Below are 18,082 nucleotides of genomic sequence, written 5' to 3'. Positions count from 1 at the left end.
CATAATAAAAAAGGCGGCCCGTCCTTGGACGGGCCGCCTTTTTTAATGTGATGGGTGATCGGGCTACTTGAGCATGATCATCCGTTTGGTCTCGACAAAGCTGCCGGCGTGCAGACGGAAGAAATAGACGCCCGAAGAAGCCGTCAGTCCGTCGTCATTGGCACCGTCCCAGTGGACCTGATGCTGTCCCGGCTGGGCGGGACCATTGACCAGCGTGCGGATTGTCCGTCCTTGGAGATCGAAGATATCCAGCCGGACCTGGATCTGCTCATTGCTCAAAGTCGGCACCTCATAGGTGATGGTTGTGCCGGCGTTGAAGGGATTCGGATAGTTCTGTAGCAGCGCGAACTGCTCCGGAACGACCATCAACTCAGCCTCTTCCTCAGCCAGGAGGGCGGCCACAGGCAGCGCCGCCAGGCTGGCGAGCGCGGTCGGCCGGTCGCTGAGCACAAAGGTCGGATCCGACTCATCGACTTCCGCCAGTTTGCCCATACGGCCGTCGTTGTTGTTCGGGGTGAGATCATAGACGACCTGACCGGAGCCCTCGTTGAAGGGATAATAGGCCGCCAGACCCGCCTCAGTGCCGCTGAGGTTCGAGAACATCGTCGCCTTGATTTCGGTTTCGCTGCGAGCGATGTTCCAGAGCTGGAGATCATCGAGGACGCCGCGGAAGTGATATTCGTAGATATCGCCATGCTTGGCGGCGCCGATGATCAGGTCACTCAGCAGATTGCGCGGCGCGGCGGTGCCGGTCCGGGTCGACTGCAGCACGCCGTTGATGTACATCTTGGCTGTGGTGCCGTCGAAGGTGCCGGCCACGTGCAGCCAGGTATTGCTGGTCACCAGGGCCGTGGACGGGCCGAGGAGGTTGGTCATGCGCGTGCCGCCCGGGATCGAGGTGCGTACCGCTCCGCACATCCGGTTGGTGGCTCCATAGAAGGAGATATAATATTCATCATAGGAGCCTTTTTCGAGGATACGCCGCCAGCTCTGCGCGGGCTGATCGGTCTTCATCCAGAATTCAATGGTGAAGGCGCCGCTGATGTTGAGCGAGGGCGCATTCGGGACCGTCACCAGGTCATTGATGCCGTCGAAGGAGAGGGCATAGTTGGCCGCCGGAACGATCGATCCGGCCGCGACGATCGAGAAGACCTTGTCGCTCAGGTCGACCGGGGTGCCGGTGGTGGCTTCGGCGACCTTGATCAGGCACTGCGTTGAGAGGGTGTTGGGCACAGTCCACTCGTATACGCCCAGCGCGGCGATGTTGTTGGCCAGGGTCGACCAGTTTGCGCCGTTGTCAATGGAGAGCAGAATGTTCACTGGACTGTCGAAATTCTCGACCGTCCAAGTGATCGCATGCGTGCTGCCGACTTCCCACTGCTCGCCGCCATTGGGCTCGCTGACGGTGATGCCGCCCGGCAGAGGATGGCTCTTCTTGATGGTGAAAACCTTGTCGCTGACGTCCACCGGGATTCCGGTGGCCTTGTCCACCACCTTCACCAGGCAGGAGTCGGAATCGACCTGGGGAAGGGTCCATTCATAGGTGCCGGTATTGGTGAGGTTGGATGCGAGGCCGACCCAGGCTTTGCCGTTGTCGATGCTGTAAAGCACATTCACCGCGCCGGAATAGTTCTTGTTGATCCAGGTAATATTGGTCTTGTCGCCGAAGTAGAAGGTCTCCCCGCCGTTCGGCTTGGTGACGAGAATTTCAGGCGGCGGGTTGATGATGCGCACGGTTTCCCAGGTCTGGTCCACCGGGCATTCGCCATCCTCCTCCGAGATGCGGATGTGGGCCTTGTCGAGGAGTTCATCCGGAGCCGTCCAGATATACGAGCCGTCATTCGGGGTATTCTTGGCGATCAGAATCCAGTCGGTGTCGGTGTCATGCTTCTGGAACTCGATGGTCACCTTGCTCGAGATATTGGAAGAAATCCATTTGATCTCATACGGGGTATTGCGCACGATATCGGCATGGCTCTCTTCGGGAGGTGCTGTGATGTGGATCATTTTTGTGGGATCGCCGCCCCACCAGTCCGGCGTGAGATTATTGGTCACCACAAAGCGGTCCAGACGCGTGTAGTGTTCCTTGCCGCGGAACTGGATGGTGTGGTTCCCAGCGGTGAGATAGAAGTAGACCGGGTCCAACTGCGCCGAAACATTCGGGACACCGGTGGTGCCGCGGTCGCTGATACGGTCCCAGGTCCATTTATAACCCTTGTTGGTGTCCCAGACGTACTCGCTGCCGCCGTCGACCTTCACTAGCCAGGAATTACGGGTGCTGCCGGCGCCGAGCGCGCGCGCCCAGATCACATAGAGACCAGGGTTCGCCACCGTAAAGTTGATGGTGCCGATGCCCGGCTTGCTGCTGACATCGCGGGAGGAGAAGATGAACTTGCAGCCGAAGGCGCGGCCGTCGACGCCGACGTACATATTACTGGCGAGGGTCGCCTCTTCACCCTCCTTGGTGATCGAGCTGGGGACAAATCCCGTCATGTCGACGGTGATATTGGCGTCGCTGTCGTCATAAAGGGTGCCGTCGAGCGGGCTCGAAACGCGATAGCGCAGTTGGGTGGTTGGATAGCCGGGGACCACCGTGGCATAGGTGCCGTTGTTCGGCACGTTGGCGGCCAGCAAATACCATTTTACGCCGCCATCAAAGCTGAAGAGGATGTGCACCGTGGGCAGCTCGGGATTGACCGCCCAGGTGACATTAAGCGGTGTGCCGGCGGCCAGGGTGCCGCTGTTGGGAGCCAGCAGGTTCATACCGATGGGAGCAGTCGAAGCCGCCCAGACGGGATCGTTGACATCGGCAAGCAAGGGATCGGAGCCGAGGCCGGCATCCAGGTTGTTGACGGTTGCATCGCCCGCGGTCTGGCCGGCGCCTTCATCCAGCTTGTAATAGGCCAGCAAGCCGGCTTCCGCACCGGTCAGGGGCAGCGCACGGCTGCTCTTGATTTCGGCATCGGTACGCGCGACCGACCAGATACGGATTTCATCGAGCGAGCCATTGAGCGGACGATCAAAGCCGGTGCGGTTGCCGATATAGACCGGCTGGGAGCTGGCCGGCAGTAGCAGGCTGGGGTGATTGAGCGTGGCGACCGGATTGCCGTCGAAGAAAAGAGTACCAACATAGTTGACGCCAACAGTCTGGACGCGCACGGCCACGTGGTGCCAGCCGGCGGTCACGGTGTTGTTGGGTGAAGCCAGTTCGGGACTACTCGGGCGGAGAAACTGGATGGTATTGTTCGGGCCGAGCGCCAACGCGAAAACACCATTGCGATCGAGAATCCGGTCGTTGTTCGTATAGCCGGTCGCCTTGAACCAGGCCTCGATGGTATAATTGCCGGTCAGGTTGTCCAGCAGGGGATTGTCAACCACAAGCCCGGCGTCATTGGTGCCATCAAAGATGAGCATCGAGCCTGCCTGTCCGGCGGCGAGCAACGCGACCGGGACCAGGAGCATGACGCCCAAGAGGTACCATAACGATTTTTTCATGTGATTCTCCTAAGAAAAAGATGATTCATCATGCCGCCCAGCGAGAGCAGGTTTTTCGGATCGCTGCCACGGCATGAATCGACTTGGAACAGAATCAGTGCAGCATTTCGGGCTTTTTTTCACCTCCTTTGTCGAGTTTGCAGTGGACAGGAGTTCTAAAAATGTTCTACCCTAAAGTACGATAAACCTCTATGCTTGCGGAATAAATTCAAATGAAATAAAAATAATACCCAAATAAATTACGAAATACAGCCAAAAATATCGTGATATGCATCACAGTTGGTCAAGTGTGCTGGAAGAACAGAGTGCCGGGCAAGGATGCTGGGAGATTGATCCGATGCGTCGTTGGGGGCGTGCCGGATTACAGGTGGTCGCGATGCAGAGTGTTATTACTGATGGTTTTCCGCCAAAAAGGCCGGACTATGGTTCAATTTAATGTATTTATCCCGAAAAAGCAAGCGATAGTGTAATTTTTTTACAGTATTCGGCGGACAGCACGCAGGTCCTGGGCACGCCGCGGACTGAAACCGGGGTCCCCGGGATTCAGGCTGTTGATCAAAACCAGGTCGCCGGCGTGGATGAATTTGCCGTTTCCGAGGTACATGCCCACGTGGGAGATGTGTTTGATGCTGCGGCCAAAAAAGAGCAGGTCTCCCGGCTGCAATGCGGCGTAGGTCGAATCCCAGAGCACCTCCCGGCCGGCGTGAACCTGCATGTTGGCGTCGCGCGGAAGCGAAATGCCGTGCAGCTTGTAGACCGTCCCAGTCAGGCCGGAACAGTCGAAGCCTTTGGTGGAACGGCCGCCCCAGAGGTAGGGATAGCCCGTGAATTGGCGGGCGGTCTCGACCAATTCCTCGGGTTTGGGTTTGGGCTGGTGGTTGAAGCGTTCGGCTGAAATGACCTCGTCGCGATGCAGATAGCCCTCGCGGCCGTCCGGGAGCACAACCCGTAGCCATTTGCCCTCTTTCCGGACCAGGGCGACGCTGGTGCCGAGCACGATATCGGAAACTGGGAAACTGGCTGCCCGTTTTTCGCTGTGGATTTCGCCCCATTTTTTCCAGTAGATGACCTTGGGCCGCTCTTGCCAGGCGGCCAACTCCTGCCGGGTCATTGCCGCCACCGAGCCGCCGTCCATGTAGCCGATATAGCCGTCGGCAAGCTGGACCAGATCGAAATAGTTGGTATCCTTGAGGATAGTGAGGGGTTCACCCAAAAGCCCCTGATCGATGATCTCTTCCTTTTCCGACGGGCCGCGCCGCAGCAGTGCGGTGCTGACGGTGATGACGCCGGTACAGCGGCTCTCCGGTCCGGCCTGAGGCAGCAGCGTCACGCTGCAGCGCTGCGGGGTGAAGCCGCTGCGTCCGAGTGCTGCCTGCAGTGAATCGCGCGCGGCTGCGACGCTGGTCTCCCCGCAGACGACCAGGGTATCGCCGTGCATCTCGGCGGTAACACTATAAATCGCCAGCCGGGCATCCGGCGCCAACCTCTCGCCGGTCCGGGTGATTAGATTCTGGATCTCAGCGGGCACGGGCCCGGGTTCCTGGGCCGAAACGGAAAGGGCAATAAGAGAGGCGAGTACAATGAGAGGAGATTTCATTTTTTCACCGGTTAAGAGGTCATCAGGTGAAGAGGGAGAGGTCACCCTTGCCGGCACGAACCACCACCGGGTGTTCGCCGCTCAGGTCTATGATACTTGAAGGCTCGGATGATCCTGGACCACTGTCAATCAAAACATCAACATAATGCTGAAATATTTCACTGATTTCATCGATATCCGTCAGATAAGGCTGACCCGGCAGCGTCGCACTCGTGGAGATGATCGGGGCGCCGAGCCCTTGCAGCAACCGCTGGCTGATGGGGTGATCCGGGACGCGGATGCCTACGGTTTTACGCCGTTCCAGCAGGATTTTAGGCACAAGGCGGCTTGCCTCGAGCAAAAAGGTGTAGGGCCCGGGCGTAAGGCGCTTCATGATCTTGTAGGCGGGTGTGGAGACCAGGGCGTACTGGGCGATCTCTTTCAGGTCCGGGCAGATGAAACTGAGCAGCTTGCGCTTGTCGTTACCCTTGAGTTGGTAAATCCGCTCCACGCCCTTTTTATTGAGCAGATTGCAGCCGAGGCCATAGACCGTATCGGTCGGATAGATGACCAGCTCGCCGTCGCGGAGCGCGGCGATGGCCTGCTGTATCCGCCGCTCGGAGGGATAGTCGGGGGAGATTTCCAGTCGCAACATGGGCGTTCTCGCTTATCAAAAGTGACCTCATCCGGCCTGCTGCCCGCTGCGGGGGAGTCCGGCCAGGGCGTTTAGGGCGGCGGCCAGTGCTGCCGTTTCGCTCTCGCGGATGGTGCGCAGGTCGAGCCAGATCGCCTCGTCCTGAATGTAGCCGACCACGGCGGGATCGCCGGTGCGCAGACGCGCCGCCCAGTGGTCGACCCGGCCATCGTGGGGCTTCAGCACCAGGGCCTGGCTTGGGATCTTTTCCAGCGGGAGCGTGCCGCTGCCCGCCTGGGCGAGGCTTGGCTGTAAGGTGATGGTGAAGAGCGTCTCCAGTTCCCTGCTCACGGCCTGGCGCAACCCATCCGCACGCAGCCGGACAGACGCTTCGGGTTCGCACAACATCGCCAGTGTGGGGTGGTTATGAAGGAGACTGCTCTCCTCGAAGTAGAGTCGCAGGGTCGCCTCGAGGGCGGCAAACACCATCTTGTCGCAACGCAGGGCGCGCATCAGGGGATTGTCGTGGATGCGCTGGATGTACCCGGCTTTGCCGGCGATCAGGCCGGACTGCGGTCCCCCCAGCACCTTGTCGCCGCTGAAGGTGACCACATCGACGCCGGCCGCCAGGCTCTCGGGCACCAGGGGTTCATAGGGCAGGCCGAAGAGGCGTAAATCCACCAGCACGCCGCCGCCGAGGTCGTGGATCACCGGTACAGCGTGGCGGTGGGCGAGGTCGACGATCTCGGCCAGCTCCGGTTCCGCGGTGAAGCCGACCACCCGGTAGTTGGAGGTGTGGGCGATGACGATGGCGCCGGTCGCCTCGCTGATGGCGTGCTCATAATCCTGCAGCCGGGTCCGGTTGGTCGTGCCAATCTCCCGCATCCGGGCACCGCTTTTTTCCATCACATCCGGCAGACGGAAGCTCCCGCCGATCTCGATGAGCTGGCCGCGCGAGATGATCGCTTCCCGCCCCTGGCAGAGGGTATTCAAGGCCAAAAGAACCGCTGCAGCATTGTTGTTGGCGACCACAGCCGCTTCCGCGCCACAGAGGGCGCAAAGCAGGCCGCTGACGATCGTGTTGCGCTCACCGCGCCGGCCGCTCTCCAGTTCGAGTTCCAGACTGCAATAGCCGGCCGTTACACGGGCGATGGCTTCGCGCGCGGCCGCGGCGAGGGGCGCCCGGCCGAGTCCGGTGTGCAGCACGATACCGGTGGCGTTGAGGACCGGCCGCAGCGGGCTGGCAAAGAGCAGGGCGATACGCTTCCGGGTGCGGTTCACTAACTCTTCCAACAGTGCCTCGCGTTCCGGGCTCTCCGCCGTTTCTCCGGCAAGGCGCTGACGCATCCCCTCCAGTTCGTGGCGCAGCACGTCCCGGATCAGGGGAGCGGAATAGCGCCGGATGAGGGAGAGGATTTCCGGATGGTTGGATGCCGTCTCCACGGAGGGCAGTCGGCGCAAAAGGGCATGGCTCAATTCAGGCCTCCTGTTGCTTTACCGTGGGTTGGCCTGGCCGGATGAGAAGCGCCGCCAGAAGCCCGGCCAGGGTAACAAAAATCAGAGCGTTGAGGGCGGCGCCGACACCGTATCGCTCCGCCATGGCGCCCAGAGGGGTGACGGCGAGACCACCGAGTCCCCACCCCATCCCCATCATCAGGGACGAGATGGCTCCAGCCTGCCGGGGAAAGAGCGCCTGACCCATGACAATATTGACTGAAATTGAGGAATAGATAAAAAATCCAGCCAGGGCGAGCATCACCGGCGCGATGAGGCTGCCGCCGTGCAGAAAGAGCCAGAAGGCGGGAAACGCTCCGGCCATCGAAAGGACAATCACTTCCTTGCGGCCGATACGGTCAGAAAGGGCTCCGCCGAGAATGCTTCCGAACGCACCGCTGATCTCAAAGAGGGTATTGGCGCCGCCAGCCGTCAGAATCGAATAGCCTTTGCTGGTCAGATAGATCGGACAGAAGGTCATGAAGCCGCTGACGATGAAGGAACGCAAGACCACAACCAGCCAGATCAGCACCAGGCTGCCCAGCCGGCGCCGTTCCTCCCTGGACCAGGGCACGGGATTGCGGCCTTCTGCCGCTCCCGGATCGATGTGCGGTGGCAGCTGCTTCCAGAGCAGGAAAGCGACGGCGACGCCGAGCACGGCGGTGACCATGCTGGAATGCAGCCCCCAGAGAGAGACGACGCTGAGGATGATCAGTGGGCCCAAGGCATGGCCGGCGTTGCCGCCGGTGACGAAAAGCGACATGGCCAGGCCGCTGCGTCTCTGCCCCGCCTTGCCCGAGAGCGCTGCAGCCTGGGGATGAAAGGCGGCGCTCCCGAGCCCGCCGATCAGAATGATTGCAGCCAGGGCATACCAGCTGTGCCACCAGCCGATTGTGCCGAAAAGGAGGGCGGTGACCAGTGGTCCGCCGATTACCAGCCACGGGCGGCGCATCCGGTCCGACCAGAGTCCGAAAAAAGGCTGCATGATCGATCCGGAGATCGAGGCGATCGAGGTCAGCACCCCCGCCAGGGTCAGGCCGTAATGGGCCTGCTGCATCAGCAGCGGCTGCAGAGGTGCAAGGAAACCCGGGTAGGCGTCGTTGGCGAAGTGACCCAGGGAGAGGAGAAGAATGGTACGCCGGTTTTGCGGCGTCCCGGCGCGATCTATCGGCTTGGTATCGGTCACAGCAGCGGTATCCGGATCAGTGCTTATTGAGCAGCAGCCAGACGCCGCCCAACAGCAAAAACAACGCAGCCAGAAGCAGTGGATCCATGAAGTGCAATGTTTTGAGATACTGAAACAGGGCCAGGCCGGCGCAAAGAAAACCACCCTGCCGTGCCCAGCGCGTGTTCCTGGTGAAGGGACGGTATTGATCGTAGAGAAAGAGCGTCAAAGCGATGCCGCACAGGAAAACGACCCAGAAGAGGCCCGGTTTCAACAAGGAAAAAGGCTGAAGCGCCGAAATCAGCGCCACGGTGAAGCAGAGCCCGGCTGGCAGCACCAGCCACCAGTTTTCCTCGCGCGTAAAGGATCGGATGGCAAAATAGGCCGCTACAAGCAGGAAGAAGAGGGCGCCAAGGAGAGCGCGAAAGAGCGAACCATGCCCCGACTTGACGATCAACGCGGTGATTCCGATGAAGAGCAGAATAAGTCCGACGCCCGGAGAGATGCGCGGCTGTTTGGCCATAGTGTCACCTCGAAATAAACAGGGTGTAAGGGATCCGTTATCTTGTAAATGTACAACATTTAATCGTCAATTCCAAACGGGATTGCAGGGTTTGCGTTTTGGGCCGGGCCGGCCACCGCGGGACATAAAAAAAGAGGTGCGGCAGCCATTCCGCACCTCTCTGGTGAGAAATAGGAAGAAATCCCGGGACCTATTTGATCAACACCATCCGGCGCATCTGGTTGAAGGTTTCGGCAGCACCCTCTACCTCGAGACGATAGAAATAGATACCGGAGGCCATCTTGACTCCGTTCCGGCCGGTGCCATCCCAGAGGATCTGGTGGCTGCCAGCAGACAGCGTGCCGTCGACGAGCCGTTTGACCTCACGCCCGAGCATGTCATAGAGGGTCAGGCGCACCCTGCCGCCCCGGGCGAGCGTGAAATCGATGCGGGTGGAGGGATTGAAGGGATTGGGGTAATTCTGTCCCAGGGAGGTTGTAACCGGCAGTGCCGGATTTTCCTGCACACCGGTGGTCTGGCTCGAGACCAGCAGGTTAAGGTTGTAGATATTGATCTTGCCCCCCACAGCGAGCGGCTGGGAGGCGGGGGTGGAATCCACGTAACCAGCCGCTGAGGCCACCAGGGCATAGCTGTCTGCCGGCACATTGTCGAAGCTGTAATCACCCTCTTCGGCGGTCACTGTGCTGGCGGTCACACCCTCAGCAGCGGAGAGGGTGACCAGCGCCCCCTCAACCGGCGCGCCGGCGTTATCGATCACCTTGCCGGCAACCTGATAGGCGCCCGGCTCCTGCGGGCAGAGTCCAATATCGATTCCGGTCAATTCCTTGCCCTCGACCACCTCCAGCAGCGTGGCGTCCTTCCACGAGCGCACGTCATTGTAGAACTCGCCCCGGTAGCCGCGGGCTTCGATCAGCAGCACGTATGGGCCTGCAGCGAGTCCGGAGAGGAGGTAGGTGCCGTCTTCCGCGGAAAGGGCTTTGCGCAGCCGACCGAAAGCGCGCATCGGCACGGCCATGATCATGGCGTTTGCGACCGGCAATCCGGTGCTGTCGTCCACGACCAGGCCGGAGAGGCTGCGCGGGAGCGGCGGCACCTTGCCCAGCACAAAGTCAATGTCAGTCAGCGACTGGGTGGGGAGCAGCGGAAGCGGCGTAGCCTCCTTGCGGGTGAAGACGCTGTCGTACCATTGTGTGACGTAGCCGGCATGTGCAGCGCTGACCAGATAGGTGCCGCGTTGCAGCCCACCGATCTCGTAGTGGCCTGAGGCATCGCTGCGTCCGGTTATTTTGATCCGGCCGTTCAGGGAAGAGACTTCGATCCGCGCATCGGCGACCGGCTGACCGGCTTCAGTAACCTGTCCGGCGATGGTTCCGCCGGTGCTTAGGGTAAAATCGATTCCGGTGAGGCTGATGCCGTCCTCCATGGTGACGATGGTGGCGTTGCGCAGTGAATCGGCCTCTTGCCAGTATTCCCTGAGGTAGCCCTGGGCCCTGGCGGTGATGATATAACGGCCCGTGGGCAGTCCGGAAAAGGTGTAGGTTCCGTCTTCCTTGCTGATGCTCTCATAGGCGCGTTTGGCGCCCAGGCCCTTTTCCTCATTGAAAGCCTGGATGGCGGCGCCGGCTAATGGCATTCCGGTACGGACGTCGGTCACTTTGCCGGAGAGGCCGCCCCAGCTTTTCAGGGCAAAATCGGCCCGGCTGTGGGCGCCGTTAAGGACCTCGACCGGAGTCGCCTGGTCGGCGGAGGCGACATGGTCGAACCATTGGGCGGCATACCCGGTGGCCTCTGCGGTGACGAGATAGTTTCCTGGCTTGACAGCGAGGATATAGCGTCCGGCGTCATCGCTGCGGGCTCTGCCGGCCGGCATCACCTGGCGGCCGCCGAAGGTCAGCTGGCTGTAAGCGACGATCCAGGCTCTTGCGATCGGAGCGCCGCCGCTTTCGGCGGTGATGAGGCCGGTGAGGGCGCTGGTCTGATCGAGCGTGAAGGAGATGCCGGAGGTTTCTTCGGGAGCGGTCACGGTGACGGTATCGGCGCCGGAGCGCTTGCCAGCCTCACGGTAGTATTCCTCGAGGTACCCCTCGTGGGTGGCTTTGACCAGATAGGCACCGGTCGGTAGTCCGCCGATGCGGTAACGGCCGTCGGCGCCGGAAACCGCCGTGGCAAGGACGCCCTGGTCACGCAGATCGCGCAGCTTCAGGACCGCTACCTTCGTCCCGGCAAGCGGGGTCGTCCCATCGGCGAGATAGATGGTCCCGGAAAGGATCGCACCGGGGCTCAGATTAAAGGTCAAATCGCGAAGGGTGTCCTGCCGGGAGAGGGAGACCGGCTTGGCTTTGAGCAGGCTCTCGCTGTGGTCGTAATACTGGGCCAGATAGTCCTCTTTGACCGCCTGGATGATATACCAACCGGGCATCAACCCGCCGACAAACCACGCGCCTGCGGTGTCACTGGTGTCGGATTTTGAGAAGACGGGCAGGCCGACATGGTTGACGGTGACTACGGCACCGGCGAGCGGCTGGAAGGCCGTATCGAGGACGGAGCCCTTGAGGGCCGAGCGGGTATCGTAGTATTTACCCCAATCGCGGTCATGATCGCCGGGCTGGTCGGCGAACGCCATTCCGATCAGGAGAGCAAGAAGGGGTAATATCGATATCCAGAAGGTTTTTCTTTGCATACGATGCTCCTTTTAACGAATGTTGCAGAAATGTTCGCTAGATTCTTTTGGGCCGTGCGCCAGGCTGTGGGGCACGGCCTGCACATGCGGCGTTACACCTCCTTTCATTCATCCAGTTCTGCCATCAGATCGCGGGCGAGCGTCAGGTATTCGCGGGTCAGCTCGGGCTGCTGATGGTCCAAGGCTTGCTGCGCTTTGTCGCAGGCCCGTCGGCACCACCGGAGATCATCCTGCTGATCGGGATCATCGTTCTGTTCCGCTTCGAGCGCTTCGAGTTTTTCGTCGAGCATAGTGACTTGTGCTTGCAGTGCAGAGAATGAGGCGCCGGCCTCCAGCGATTGGGCCGCCGTAGCAAGGGCGATGAAGCGTCGTCCCGCGGCGAGGGCGGCCATCGCTGGACGGACCCGCCGGCGGTCGAGAAAGTACCCGGCGTCAGCAGCCTCATTTTCCGCCGCAGCCAGCAAGGCATCGCGGCGTGGAGAAGACCCGGCGCCGGAGCGGCGCACCCTGTCCATCTCCGTCCGGAACGCCTGCAAATCACGGCGGGCCTCCTCCACGCCAGGCCCCGGATGCATGAGCCGATTGAGGAGAATACGGGTCAATTCCATTTTACGCCGGGCGATGCCCGTCTGGCCGGCATCGAGGGCCTGCCGGGTTTGTCGGTCAAGGGCGTCGATTTTGCCGAGGATCGGACGTTGAAGGGGGCTGGGACGGTTTCGCGTCGTCTCGCGGGCCGCAGCGATCTCTTCGCGCAGTCGGTGATACTCCTGGCCTGCTTCCACGTCCTCGGCGGAATGCCGACCCGCTGAGCAAAGATCGAGGGCGCGCAGCAGAAGACGGGTCGCGTCCGCATATAGAGTGAGCGCCTCTTGCCGCTCTCCGCGCCGCCGTATCGGCCGGATCGCAGCAGCCTTCTCCTCCGCTTGACGCAACAGCCGCCGCGCATCGGGATTATCGCAGTCCGCTACCGTTGTGCGCGTGCGTTGCAGCAGGTCGAGAAAACGGCTGCGCTCCTCTTGCCGTGCCATATCCGGGCGGGGTTGTCCGTAGAGGGTGGCGCCGAGGAGAAGGAGGAGAAGCAGGAGACTCTTTTTCATAGGCTCTTTCATGGCTGAACCGGTTGACGTCGGATAGGAACCATGTTGCAACCGGAATGCCAAGGATGCCGAGCTAGCTCTATTTGTTAATAAAAACAGGGAGATAGACTTTTTTATATGTATCCCTCTCACGAGGAACTGTACCTGCAGGTACACCGTATCGGCGGGCAAGTACGAAATTGTACAATGGGGACGGCGCCATTTGGCCGCTATGACGCGTGAAACCATTTGCTTTTTTCGAAAAAATGTGCAAATTGTGAGGTTGAAACCTACGGCCCTGCGGCTAATGGATGATCTCTTTTAGAGGAGAAGGCTATGGATTTTTTAAAAACTCTGGGAATCGATCAAGTCAATTTTGGCGCCTGCACCGGGCGGAAATGGCTGGAAAGCCGCGATCAGGGGTTGCTGGAGGTCTTTTCGCCGGCGGATGGCCGCAAGATCGCCGCGGTCTACCGGGCTTCGGCGGCCGACTATGAGGTCCTGATGGCACAAGCCGTTGAGGCCTTCAAGGTTTGGCGCATGGTCCCGGCGCCCAAACGGGGCGAGATCGTGCGGCAGATCGGAGTTCGGCTGCGTGACTTTAAAAAACCTCTGGGCGAGCTGGTCACCTACGAGATGGGCAAATCACTGCAGGAGGGATGGGGCGAGGTTCAGGAGATGATCGACATCTGCGATTTCGCCCTCGGCCAATCACGGCAACTTTACGGCTTTACCATGCATTCAGAGCGCAGCCGCCACCGCATGTACGACCAGTACCATCCCCTCGGCGTGGTCGGTGTCGTCACCGCTTTTAATTTCCCGGTCGCGGTCTGGGCCTGGAATGCCATGCTGGCAGCGGTTTGCGGTGATGTCATCGTCTGGAAACCCTCCTCCAAAACGCCGCTGACCGCCATCGCCGTCCAGAAGGCGATCCATGATGTCCTGCGGGATAACGATCTGCCGGAGGGCATATTTAACCTGATCATCGGCAGCGGCGCAGCGGTCGGCGAGCGCATGCTCCAGGATCCGCGGGTGCCGTTGGTCTCGCTCACTGGATCGACAAAAGTCGGCAGGCACGCCGCCGAGGTGGTCGGCAAGCGCCTCGGGCGCACCATCCTCGAACTCGGCGGTAATAACGCCATCCTCATCACACCGGACGCCGACCTCAAGCTGACGATCCCCGCGGTCGTCTTCGGCTCGGTGGGCACCGCCGGACAGCGTTGCACCACGACCCGCCGTTTGATCATCCATGAATCGGTCTATCCCAAGGTCAAGGAGAGCCTGGTCAAGGCGTATGCCGGCCTGCGCATCGGTGACCCGCGGGATGAGAAGAATCATATGGGACCGCTGGTGGACCAGGAGGCGGTGGAGATCTTTCTTGCCGCGCTTGAACAGATCAAGAAGCAGGGCGGCACCATCCTGTGCGGTGGTGAGGTGTTCAAGGGCGCCGGTTATGAATCGGGCTGCTACGTCACTCCGGTGATCGCCGAGGTCGAGAACCACTGGCCGATCGTTCAGGAAGAGACCTTTGCTCCGATTCTCTACCTCATACGCTACAGCGGCGGGGTCGAAAATGCGATCGCCCTGCACAACGCCGTCCCGCAGGGCCTCTCGTCGGCCATCTTCAGCAACAACCTGCGCGAGACCGAACTCTTCCTTTCGCACGAGGGGTCAGACTGTGGCATTGCCAATGTCAACATCGGTACCTCGGGCGCGGAGATCGGCGGCGCCTTCGGCGGCGAGAAGGAGACCGGCGGTGGTCGCGAGTCGGGCTCGGATGCCTGGAAAGGGTATATGCGGCGCCAGACCAATACCATCAACTGGAGCACTGCACTGCCACTGGCCCAGGGCATCAAGTTCGATATCTAGAGAGAGCCAATGGAAACCCAACAAAAAGGCCTTCCGATCGGGAGGCCTTTTTGTTTACAGGAGGTGCGGTTCCGGTCTACTGCGGAAGGATTTCGCTGAGGGCCTTGTTAATGGCGCTCACCAATTCCGGATCCTCGGGCTTGGTGCGGCTGCCAAAGCGGGCGATGATGTGTCCTTCGCGGTTGACAAGGAATTTATTAAAATTCCAGGAAATATCACCGGCGAAATCAGGATTGCTCTCCTTGCCGGTAAGCCAGGCATAAAGGGGATGCTGGTCCGCACCCTTGACCGAAATCTTGCTGAACATCGGGAAGGTAACCCCATACGTCAGGCTGCAGAAGGACTTGATTTCATCATTGCTGCCGGGCTCCTGGCGCATGAAATTATTGGCCGGGAAACCGAGTACGACCAGTCCCGCATCCTTGTAGGTCGTGTAGAGCTTTTCCAGCCCTTCGTACTGTGGGGTGAAGCCGCATTTGCTGGCCACGTTGACGATGAGCAGCACCTTGCCGCGGTATTGCTCCAGTTTGACCGGCGCTCCGTCAATATCGTTCATGGTGAATTCATACACCGACGTGGCATGGACCGCCGACGGGGCCTTGCCAGCCTTTTTACCCGCAGCCAAAGCGGAGAATGCTGCAACGAGGAGGACGGCGCCGATCAGGAGAAACAGGATGAATTTCATAGATACGCTCCCAAGAATTGTCCGTTATTTGCACATCCTCTTACACCGGCCGGCTCTGTTTTATTCCGCAACCGGCTGAAACCGCTATCGGCCGCCGAGGTCCGGTCCAGCTGGCCCCGGAGGCGTACTGCGGGAATTTTGTTTGGAATTCGCCGGGCAAATGGTTAATTTTTTGGTCGTAAAGCTGGCGGCGGGTCTTGGTATCTCGGTGACATCCCGCAAGCCGGCTCCTATCAAGGGAGTGGCGTATGTACAGCAGGGACTATCTTGTTCATGTTTACGAAACCGGCCTCGATGGCCGTCTCAGTCCGGCCGGGCTGCTCGATTATCTGCAGGATATCGCCTCGGTGCATGCGGTACAGCTGGGGTTCGGCCGGGAGGATCTCAATAAATCAAACCGGATGTGGGTGCTCTCACGCCTCTATGCGGTCATCACGGAGTGGCCTGCCTGGGAAGAGCAGCTGACGGTCCATTCCTGGCACAAGGGGACCGACAAGCTCTTCTCGCTGCGGGATTATCGCGTCACCACGACTGCCGGCCGGTCGGTCGCTGCGGCTACCTCTTCATGGCTGACCATCGATCAGACCACCCGGCGCATCCAGCGCCCCGACGGCCTGCTGGCGCAAAACAGCACCGGTGGGCCGTTCGAGAATGCCCTGCCGCGCAACGCAGAAAAGCTCGAGCCGGCCGGCGCGGAAGGCCGCATCACGCCGGCCTTCCCGGTGCGCATCAGCGATCTGGACCTCAATCTTCATACCAACAACGTCCGTTATCTCAAGTGGGTGATTGACAGCTATGATCTCGACTTTGTGATGCACCACGCTCTGCGCTCGGTTGAGATCAATTACCTGGCGGAGTCACGCTGCGGGCAGGAGATTGTCATTCGATCATCGGTCGGGCGCGATGCGTTCTGGGCACATTCCATTCTGCGGGTAGCAGATGGCTGCGAACTTTGCCGGATCCGGCTGCAGTGGCGGGAGCGCTGAGCGCCATCTCGCCCGGGTATAAAAAGGGCGGACGCGAGATTTCTCGCGCCCGCTCTTTGCGTTTTCTGCTTGCAGTGGAATGCCGCTGCTGTGTTCAGATTTTGGTTTTGCTGAAATGCGCCTCGATCTCCTCCAGAGTCTTGCCCTTGGTCTCCGGCATGAAAAAGGCAACGGTGATAAAATAGATTACCGTGCAGCCGGCAAAGATGAAGAACATCGTCGCATAGCCATACTTGCCCACCGTCGGCAGAAAGATAGCGGCGATGGTGGTCGAGACCGCCTGATTGATCAGCAGGGCGATGCTCATCCCGTTGGAGCGGATGCGTGTCGGCATCAGTTCCGAAAGCGCCAGCCAGACGCAGATTCCCGGCCCCACCCCGAAAAAGGCGATGAAAATGAAGAGCAGGATGGCGATGATCCAGCCGCGCTGCGGCGAGGGCATCGGCGTGATCAAGGCGTTTTCGATCTTGAGCGGTGCGCTCTGGGCCGCTTTGAGGTCGGCGAAGGGATTGCTGAAGAAGGCGACGGTGCGATTGGCGGGGAGGCTCGAGGCGCGGCCGATGGTGATCGGTTTGGCCAGGGTATCGGTCGAACGGACGACCTTGGTGGCGTTGCGGAAATCGCCATAGGAGTAGATGACGATCAGGCTGCTGGGATGACCGGCGATGGCCTGGCCGGCCTCCCCCCGAGCTGCCAGCAACTGCGAGGCGACCTCGGGCGTGTAGCTCATCTGCAGCGACTGGTCCGCCGCCACCTGCTGTTGCACCAGATCGCGGCAGTCGACACGCTGGCGCTCGACGCCGTTGAAGAGCAACGCCACGGCGATCAGCGAGAGGATAATGCCGGCCGTGCCGATCGAAAGCAGGAATTTGCGTCCCTTTTTATCGACCAGCATGACCCCGACGATGGTGATGAGAAAATTGACGGCAGTGAGGATGACGTAACCCCAATGCGCGGCGACATCGGAGAGGCCGGCCTGAATGAGGATGGTCGCATTGTAGCCGATGATCGAATTGATCCCCGTCGCTTGATTGCAGGCGAGGATGATGCAGGCGAGCAGGAAGGGGATGACATATTTGCGCTTGAGCAGCGATTCCTTGACCGCCGCGCCATTGAGGCTGCGTGATTTCTGCTCGGCGGCATGACTCTCCTCCATCTCTCGCAGCTCAACCTCCGCCTGCGCCGCGTTGCGCGAGCGCAACAGCGCGGCATGCGCAGCCGCCTTTTTGCCCCGGTTGAAAAGCCAGCGCGGCGATTCGGCAACGATGAAACTGCCGATCACAAAGAGGACGCCGGGCAGCAGCGAGACCCAGAAGATGCTGCGCCAGGCGGCGTCCTTGGCGGCAAAAAGCCGGGCAGCATCGCCGAGAGCGGCGATCTTGTCGAGGCGGATGCTGTAGATCATGGCGATGAGGGCGGCGGTGACGATGCCCAGCGTCAGCAGCCACTGGAAGATGCCCGTCCCCTTGCCGCGGCTCGAGGCGCTCAAACACTCTGCCAGATAGAGGGGAACCACCACCCCGATCAGCCCGGCACTGATCCCCTGCAGCAACCGTCCCAACACCAGCGGGCCGTAACCGTGCGCCAGCGCGATCGAGGGGATGCTGATGACAAAAAGGATGCCGCTGAGGATCATCAGCTTCTTGCGCCCCATCCAGTCGGCCAGCATGCCAGCGAAGAGGGTGGAAATGACGCTGCCGAGCAGCACCGCGGCGACGATGAAGGAGAGCTGGCCGGCGTTCAATCCGGAGGTCGCTTCGAGGTAGGGCAGAGCGCCGGCGATGATCCCGACATCCACGCCGTAAAGCAGTCCACCCAGTCCGGCGACCAGCAGTAAAAAGCGATTGTACCCCTTCTTTTCCGAGCCGATGGCTGTTTCCGCCATGGTTTACCCTTTCC

At 60.4% G+C, this 18,082-nt stretch carries 12 protein-coding genes; 2 read left to right on the top strand and 10 right to left on the bottom strand.

The features are described 5' to 3' along the window. Positions 1-63: 63 nt before the first annotated feature. The 8 genes from PLH32_07665 to PLH32_07630 all read right to left on the bottom strand — a co-directional run bounded on the left by PLH32_07665 (position 64) and on the right by PLH32_07630 (position 12,664). Positions 64-3,495: a FlgD immunoglobulin-like domain containing protein gene (locus PLH32_07665; GenBank protein ID HQJ64473.1), complete on the bottom strand. Its 3,432-nt coding sequence runs from the start codon at positions 3,493-3,495 to the stop codon at positions 64-66. 475 nt (positions 3,496-3,970) lie between these two features. Further along, on the bottom strand, positions 3,971-5,023 hold the full coding sequence (locus PLH32_07660) for a C40 family peptidase (protein ID HQJ64472.1): 1,053 nt from the start codon (positions 5,021-5,023) through the stop codon (positions 3,971-3,973). Positions 5,024-5,114: 91 nt separating this feature from the next. Then, positions 5,115-5,726 (bottom strand): L-threonylcarbamoyladenylate synthase, encoded by a 612-nt coding sequence (locus tag PLH32_07655; GenBank protein ID HQJ64471.1) that lies wholly within the window; start codon positions 5,724-5,726, stop codon positions 5,115-5,117. 27 nt (positions 5,727-5,753) lie between these two features. Continuing rightward, positions 5,754-7,181, bottom strand: coding sequence for an L-seryl-tRNA(Sec) selenium transferase (gene selA, locus PLH32_07650; GenBank protein HQJ64470.1), 1,428 nt, complete (start codon positions 7,179-7,181; stop codon positions 5,754-5,756). A gap of 1 nt (position 7,182) precedes the next feature. Continuing rightward, the gene (locus PLH32_07645) at positions 7,183-8,385 is read right to left on the bottom strand and encodes an MFS transporter (protein ID HQJ64469.1); all 1,203 of its coding nucleotides are present in this window, start codon (positions 8,383-8,385) and stop codon (positions 7,183-7,185) included. Between the two features lie 16 nt (positions 8,386-8,401). Next, positions 8,402-8,887 (bottom strand): hypothetical protein, encoded by a 486-nt coding sequence (locus tag PLH32_07640; protein ID HQJ64468.1) that lies wholly within the window; start codon positions 8,885-8,887, stop codon positions 8,402-8,404. 190 nt (positions 8,888-9,077) lie between these two features. After that, the gene (locus tag PLH32_07635; protein ID HQJ64467.1) at positions 9,078-11,567 is read right to left on the bottom strand and encodes a carboxypeptidase regulatory-like domain-containing protein; all 2,490 of its coding nucleotides are present in this window, start codon (positions 11,565-11,567) and stop codon (positions 9,078-9,080) included. 104 nt (positions 11,568-11,671) lie between these two features. Then, positions 11,672-12,664: a hypothetical protein gene (locus PLH32_07630; GenBank protein HQJ64466.1), complete on the bottom strand. Its 993-nt coding sequence runs from the start codon at positions 12,662-12,664 to the stop codon at positions 11,672-11,674. Between the two features lie 315 nt (positions 12,665-12,979). On the opposite strand from PLH32_07630, the gene PLH32_07625 reads away from it, so the two are divergent. Next, complete coding sequence (locus PLH32_07625) at positions 12,980-14,512, top strand: aldehyde dehydrogenase family protein (GenBank protein ID HQJ64465.1); 1,533 nt, start codon at positions 12,980-12,982, stop codon at positions 14,510-14,512. A 76-nt stretch (positions 14,513-14,588) separates the two neighbouring features. On the opposite strand, the gene PLH32_07620 is transcribed toward PLH32_07625, so the two are convergent. Further along, entirely contained in the window at positions 14,589-15,197 is a 609-nt protein-coding gene (locus PLH32_07620; GenBank protein ID HQJ64464.1) for a glutathione peroxidase, read from the bottom strand. A 248-nt stretch (positions 15,198-15,445) separates the two neighbouring features. Here PLH32_07620 and PLH32_07615 point away from each other — a divergent pair, with 248 nt between their 5' ends. Then, on the top strand, positions 15,446-16,183 hold the full coding sequence (locus PLH32_07615; protein HQJ64463.1) for a thioesterase: 738 nt from the start codon (positions 15,446-15,448) through the stop codon (positions 16,181-16,183). Positions 16,184-16,277: 94 nt separating this feature from the next. On the opposite strand, the gene PLH32_07610 is transcribed toward PLH32_07615, so the two are convergent. Then, positions 16,278-18,068 carry an MFS transporter gene (locus PLH32_07610; protein HQJ64462.1) on the bottom strand — a complete coding sequence of 597 codons (1,791 nt, stop codon included), beginning with the start codon at positions 18,066-18,068 and terminating at the stop codon, positions 16,278-16,280. Positions 18,069-18,082 lie beyond the last annotated feature (14 nt).

It is taken from the genome of bacterium, from assembly GCA_035419245.1.
Taxonomy (GTDB): domain Bacteria; phylum Zhuqueibacterota; class Zhuqueibacteria; order Residuimicrobiales; family Residuimicrobiaceae; genus JAKPUX01.
Note: the sequence above shows the minus strand (reverse complement) of the source record. Positions and strands in the feature narration are given on the sequence as shown.

Bases quoted from the DNA above. Each gene is read 5' to 3' on its own strand.
- PLH32_07615 (HQJ64463.1), top strand. From the start codon at position 15,446: ATGTACAGCAGGGACTATCTTGTTCATGTTTACGAAACCGGCCTCGAT.
- PLH32_07630 (HQJ64466.1), bottom strand. From the start codon at position 12,664: ATGAAAAAGAGTCTCCTGCTTCTCCTCCTTCTCCTCGGCGCCACCCTC.
- PLH32_07665 (HQJ64473.1), bottom strand. From the start codon at position 3,495: ATGAAAAAATCGTTATGGTACCTCTTGGGCGTCATGCTCCTGGTCCCG.
- PLH32_07610 (HQJ64462.1), bottom strand. From the start codon at position 18,068: ATGGCGGAAACAGCCATCGGCTCGGAAAAGAAGGGGTACAATCGCTTT.
- PLH32_07635 (HQJ64467.1), bottom strand. From the start codon at position 11,567: ATGCAAAGAAAAACCTTCTGGATATCGATATTACCCCTTCTTGCTCTC.
- PLH32_07640 (HQJ64468.1), bottom strand. From the start codon at position 8,887: ATGGCCAAACAGCCGCGCATCTCTCCGGGCGTCGGACTTATTCTGCTC.
- PLH32_07625 (HQJ64465.1), top strand. From the start codon at position 12,980: ATGGATTTTTTAAAAACTCTGGGAATCGATCAAGTCAATTTTGGCGCC.
- PLH32_07620 (HQJ64464.1), bottom strand. From the start codon at position 15,197: ATGAAATTCATCCTGTTTCTCCTGATCGGCGCCGTCCTCCTCGTTGCA.
- PLH32_07655 (HQJ64471.1), bottom strand. From the start codon at position 5,726: ATGTTGCGACTGGAAATCTCCCCCGACTATCCCTCCGAGCGGCGGATA.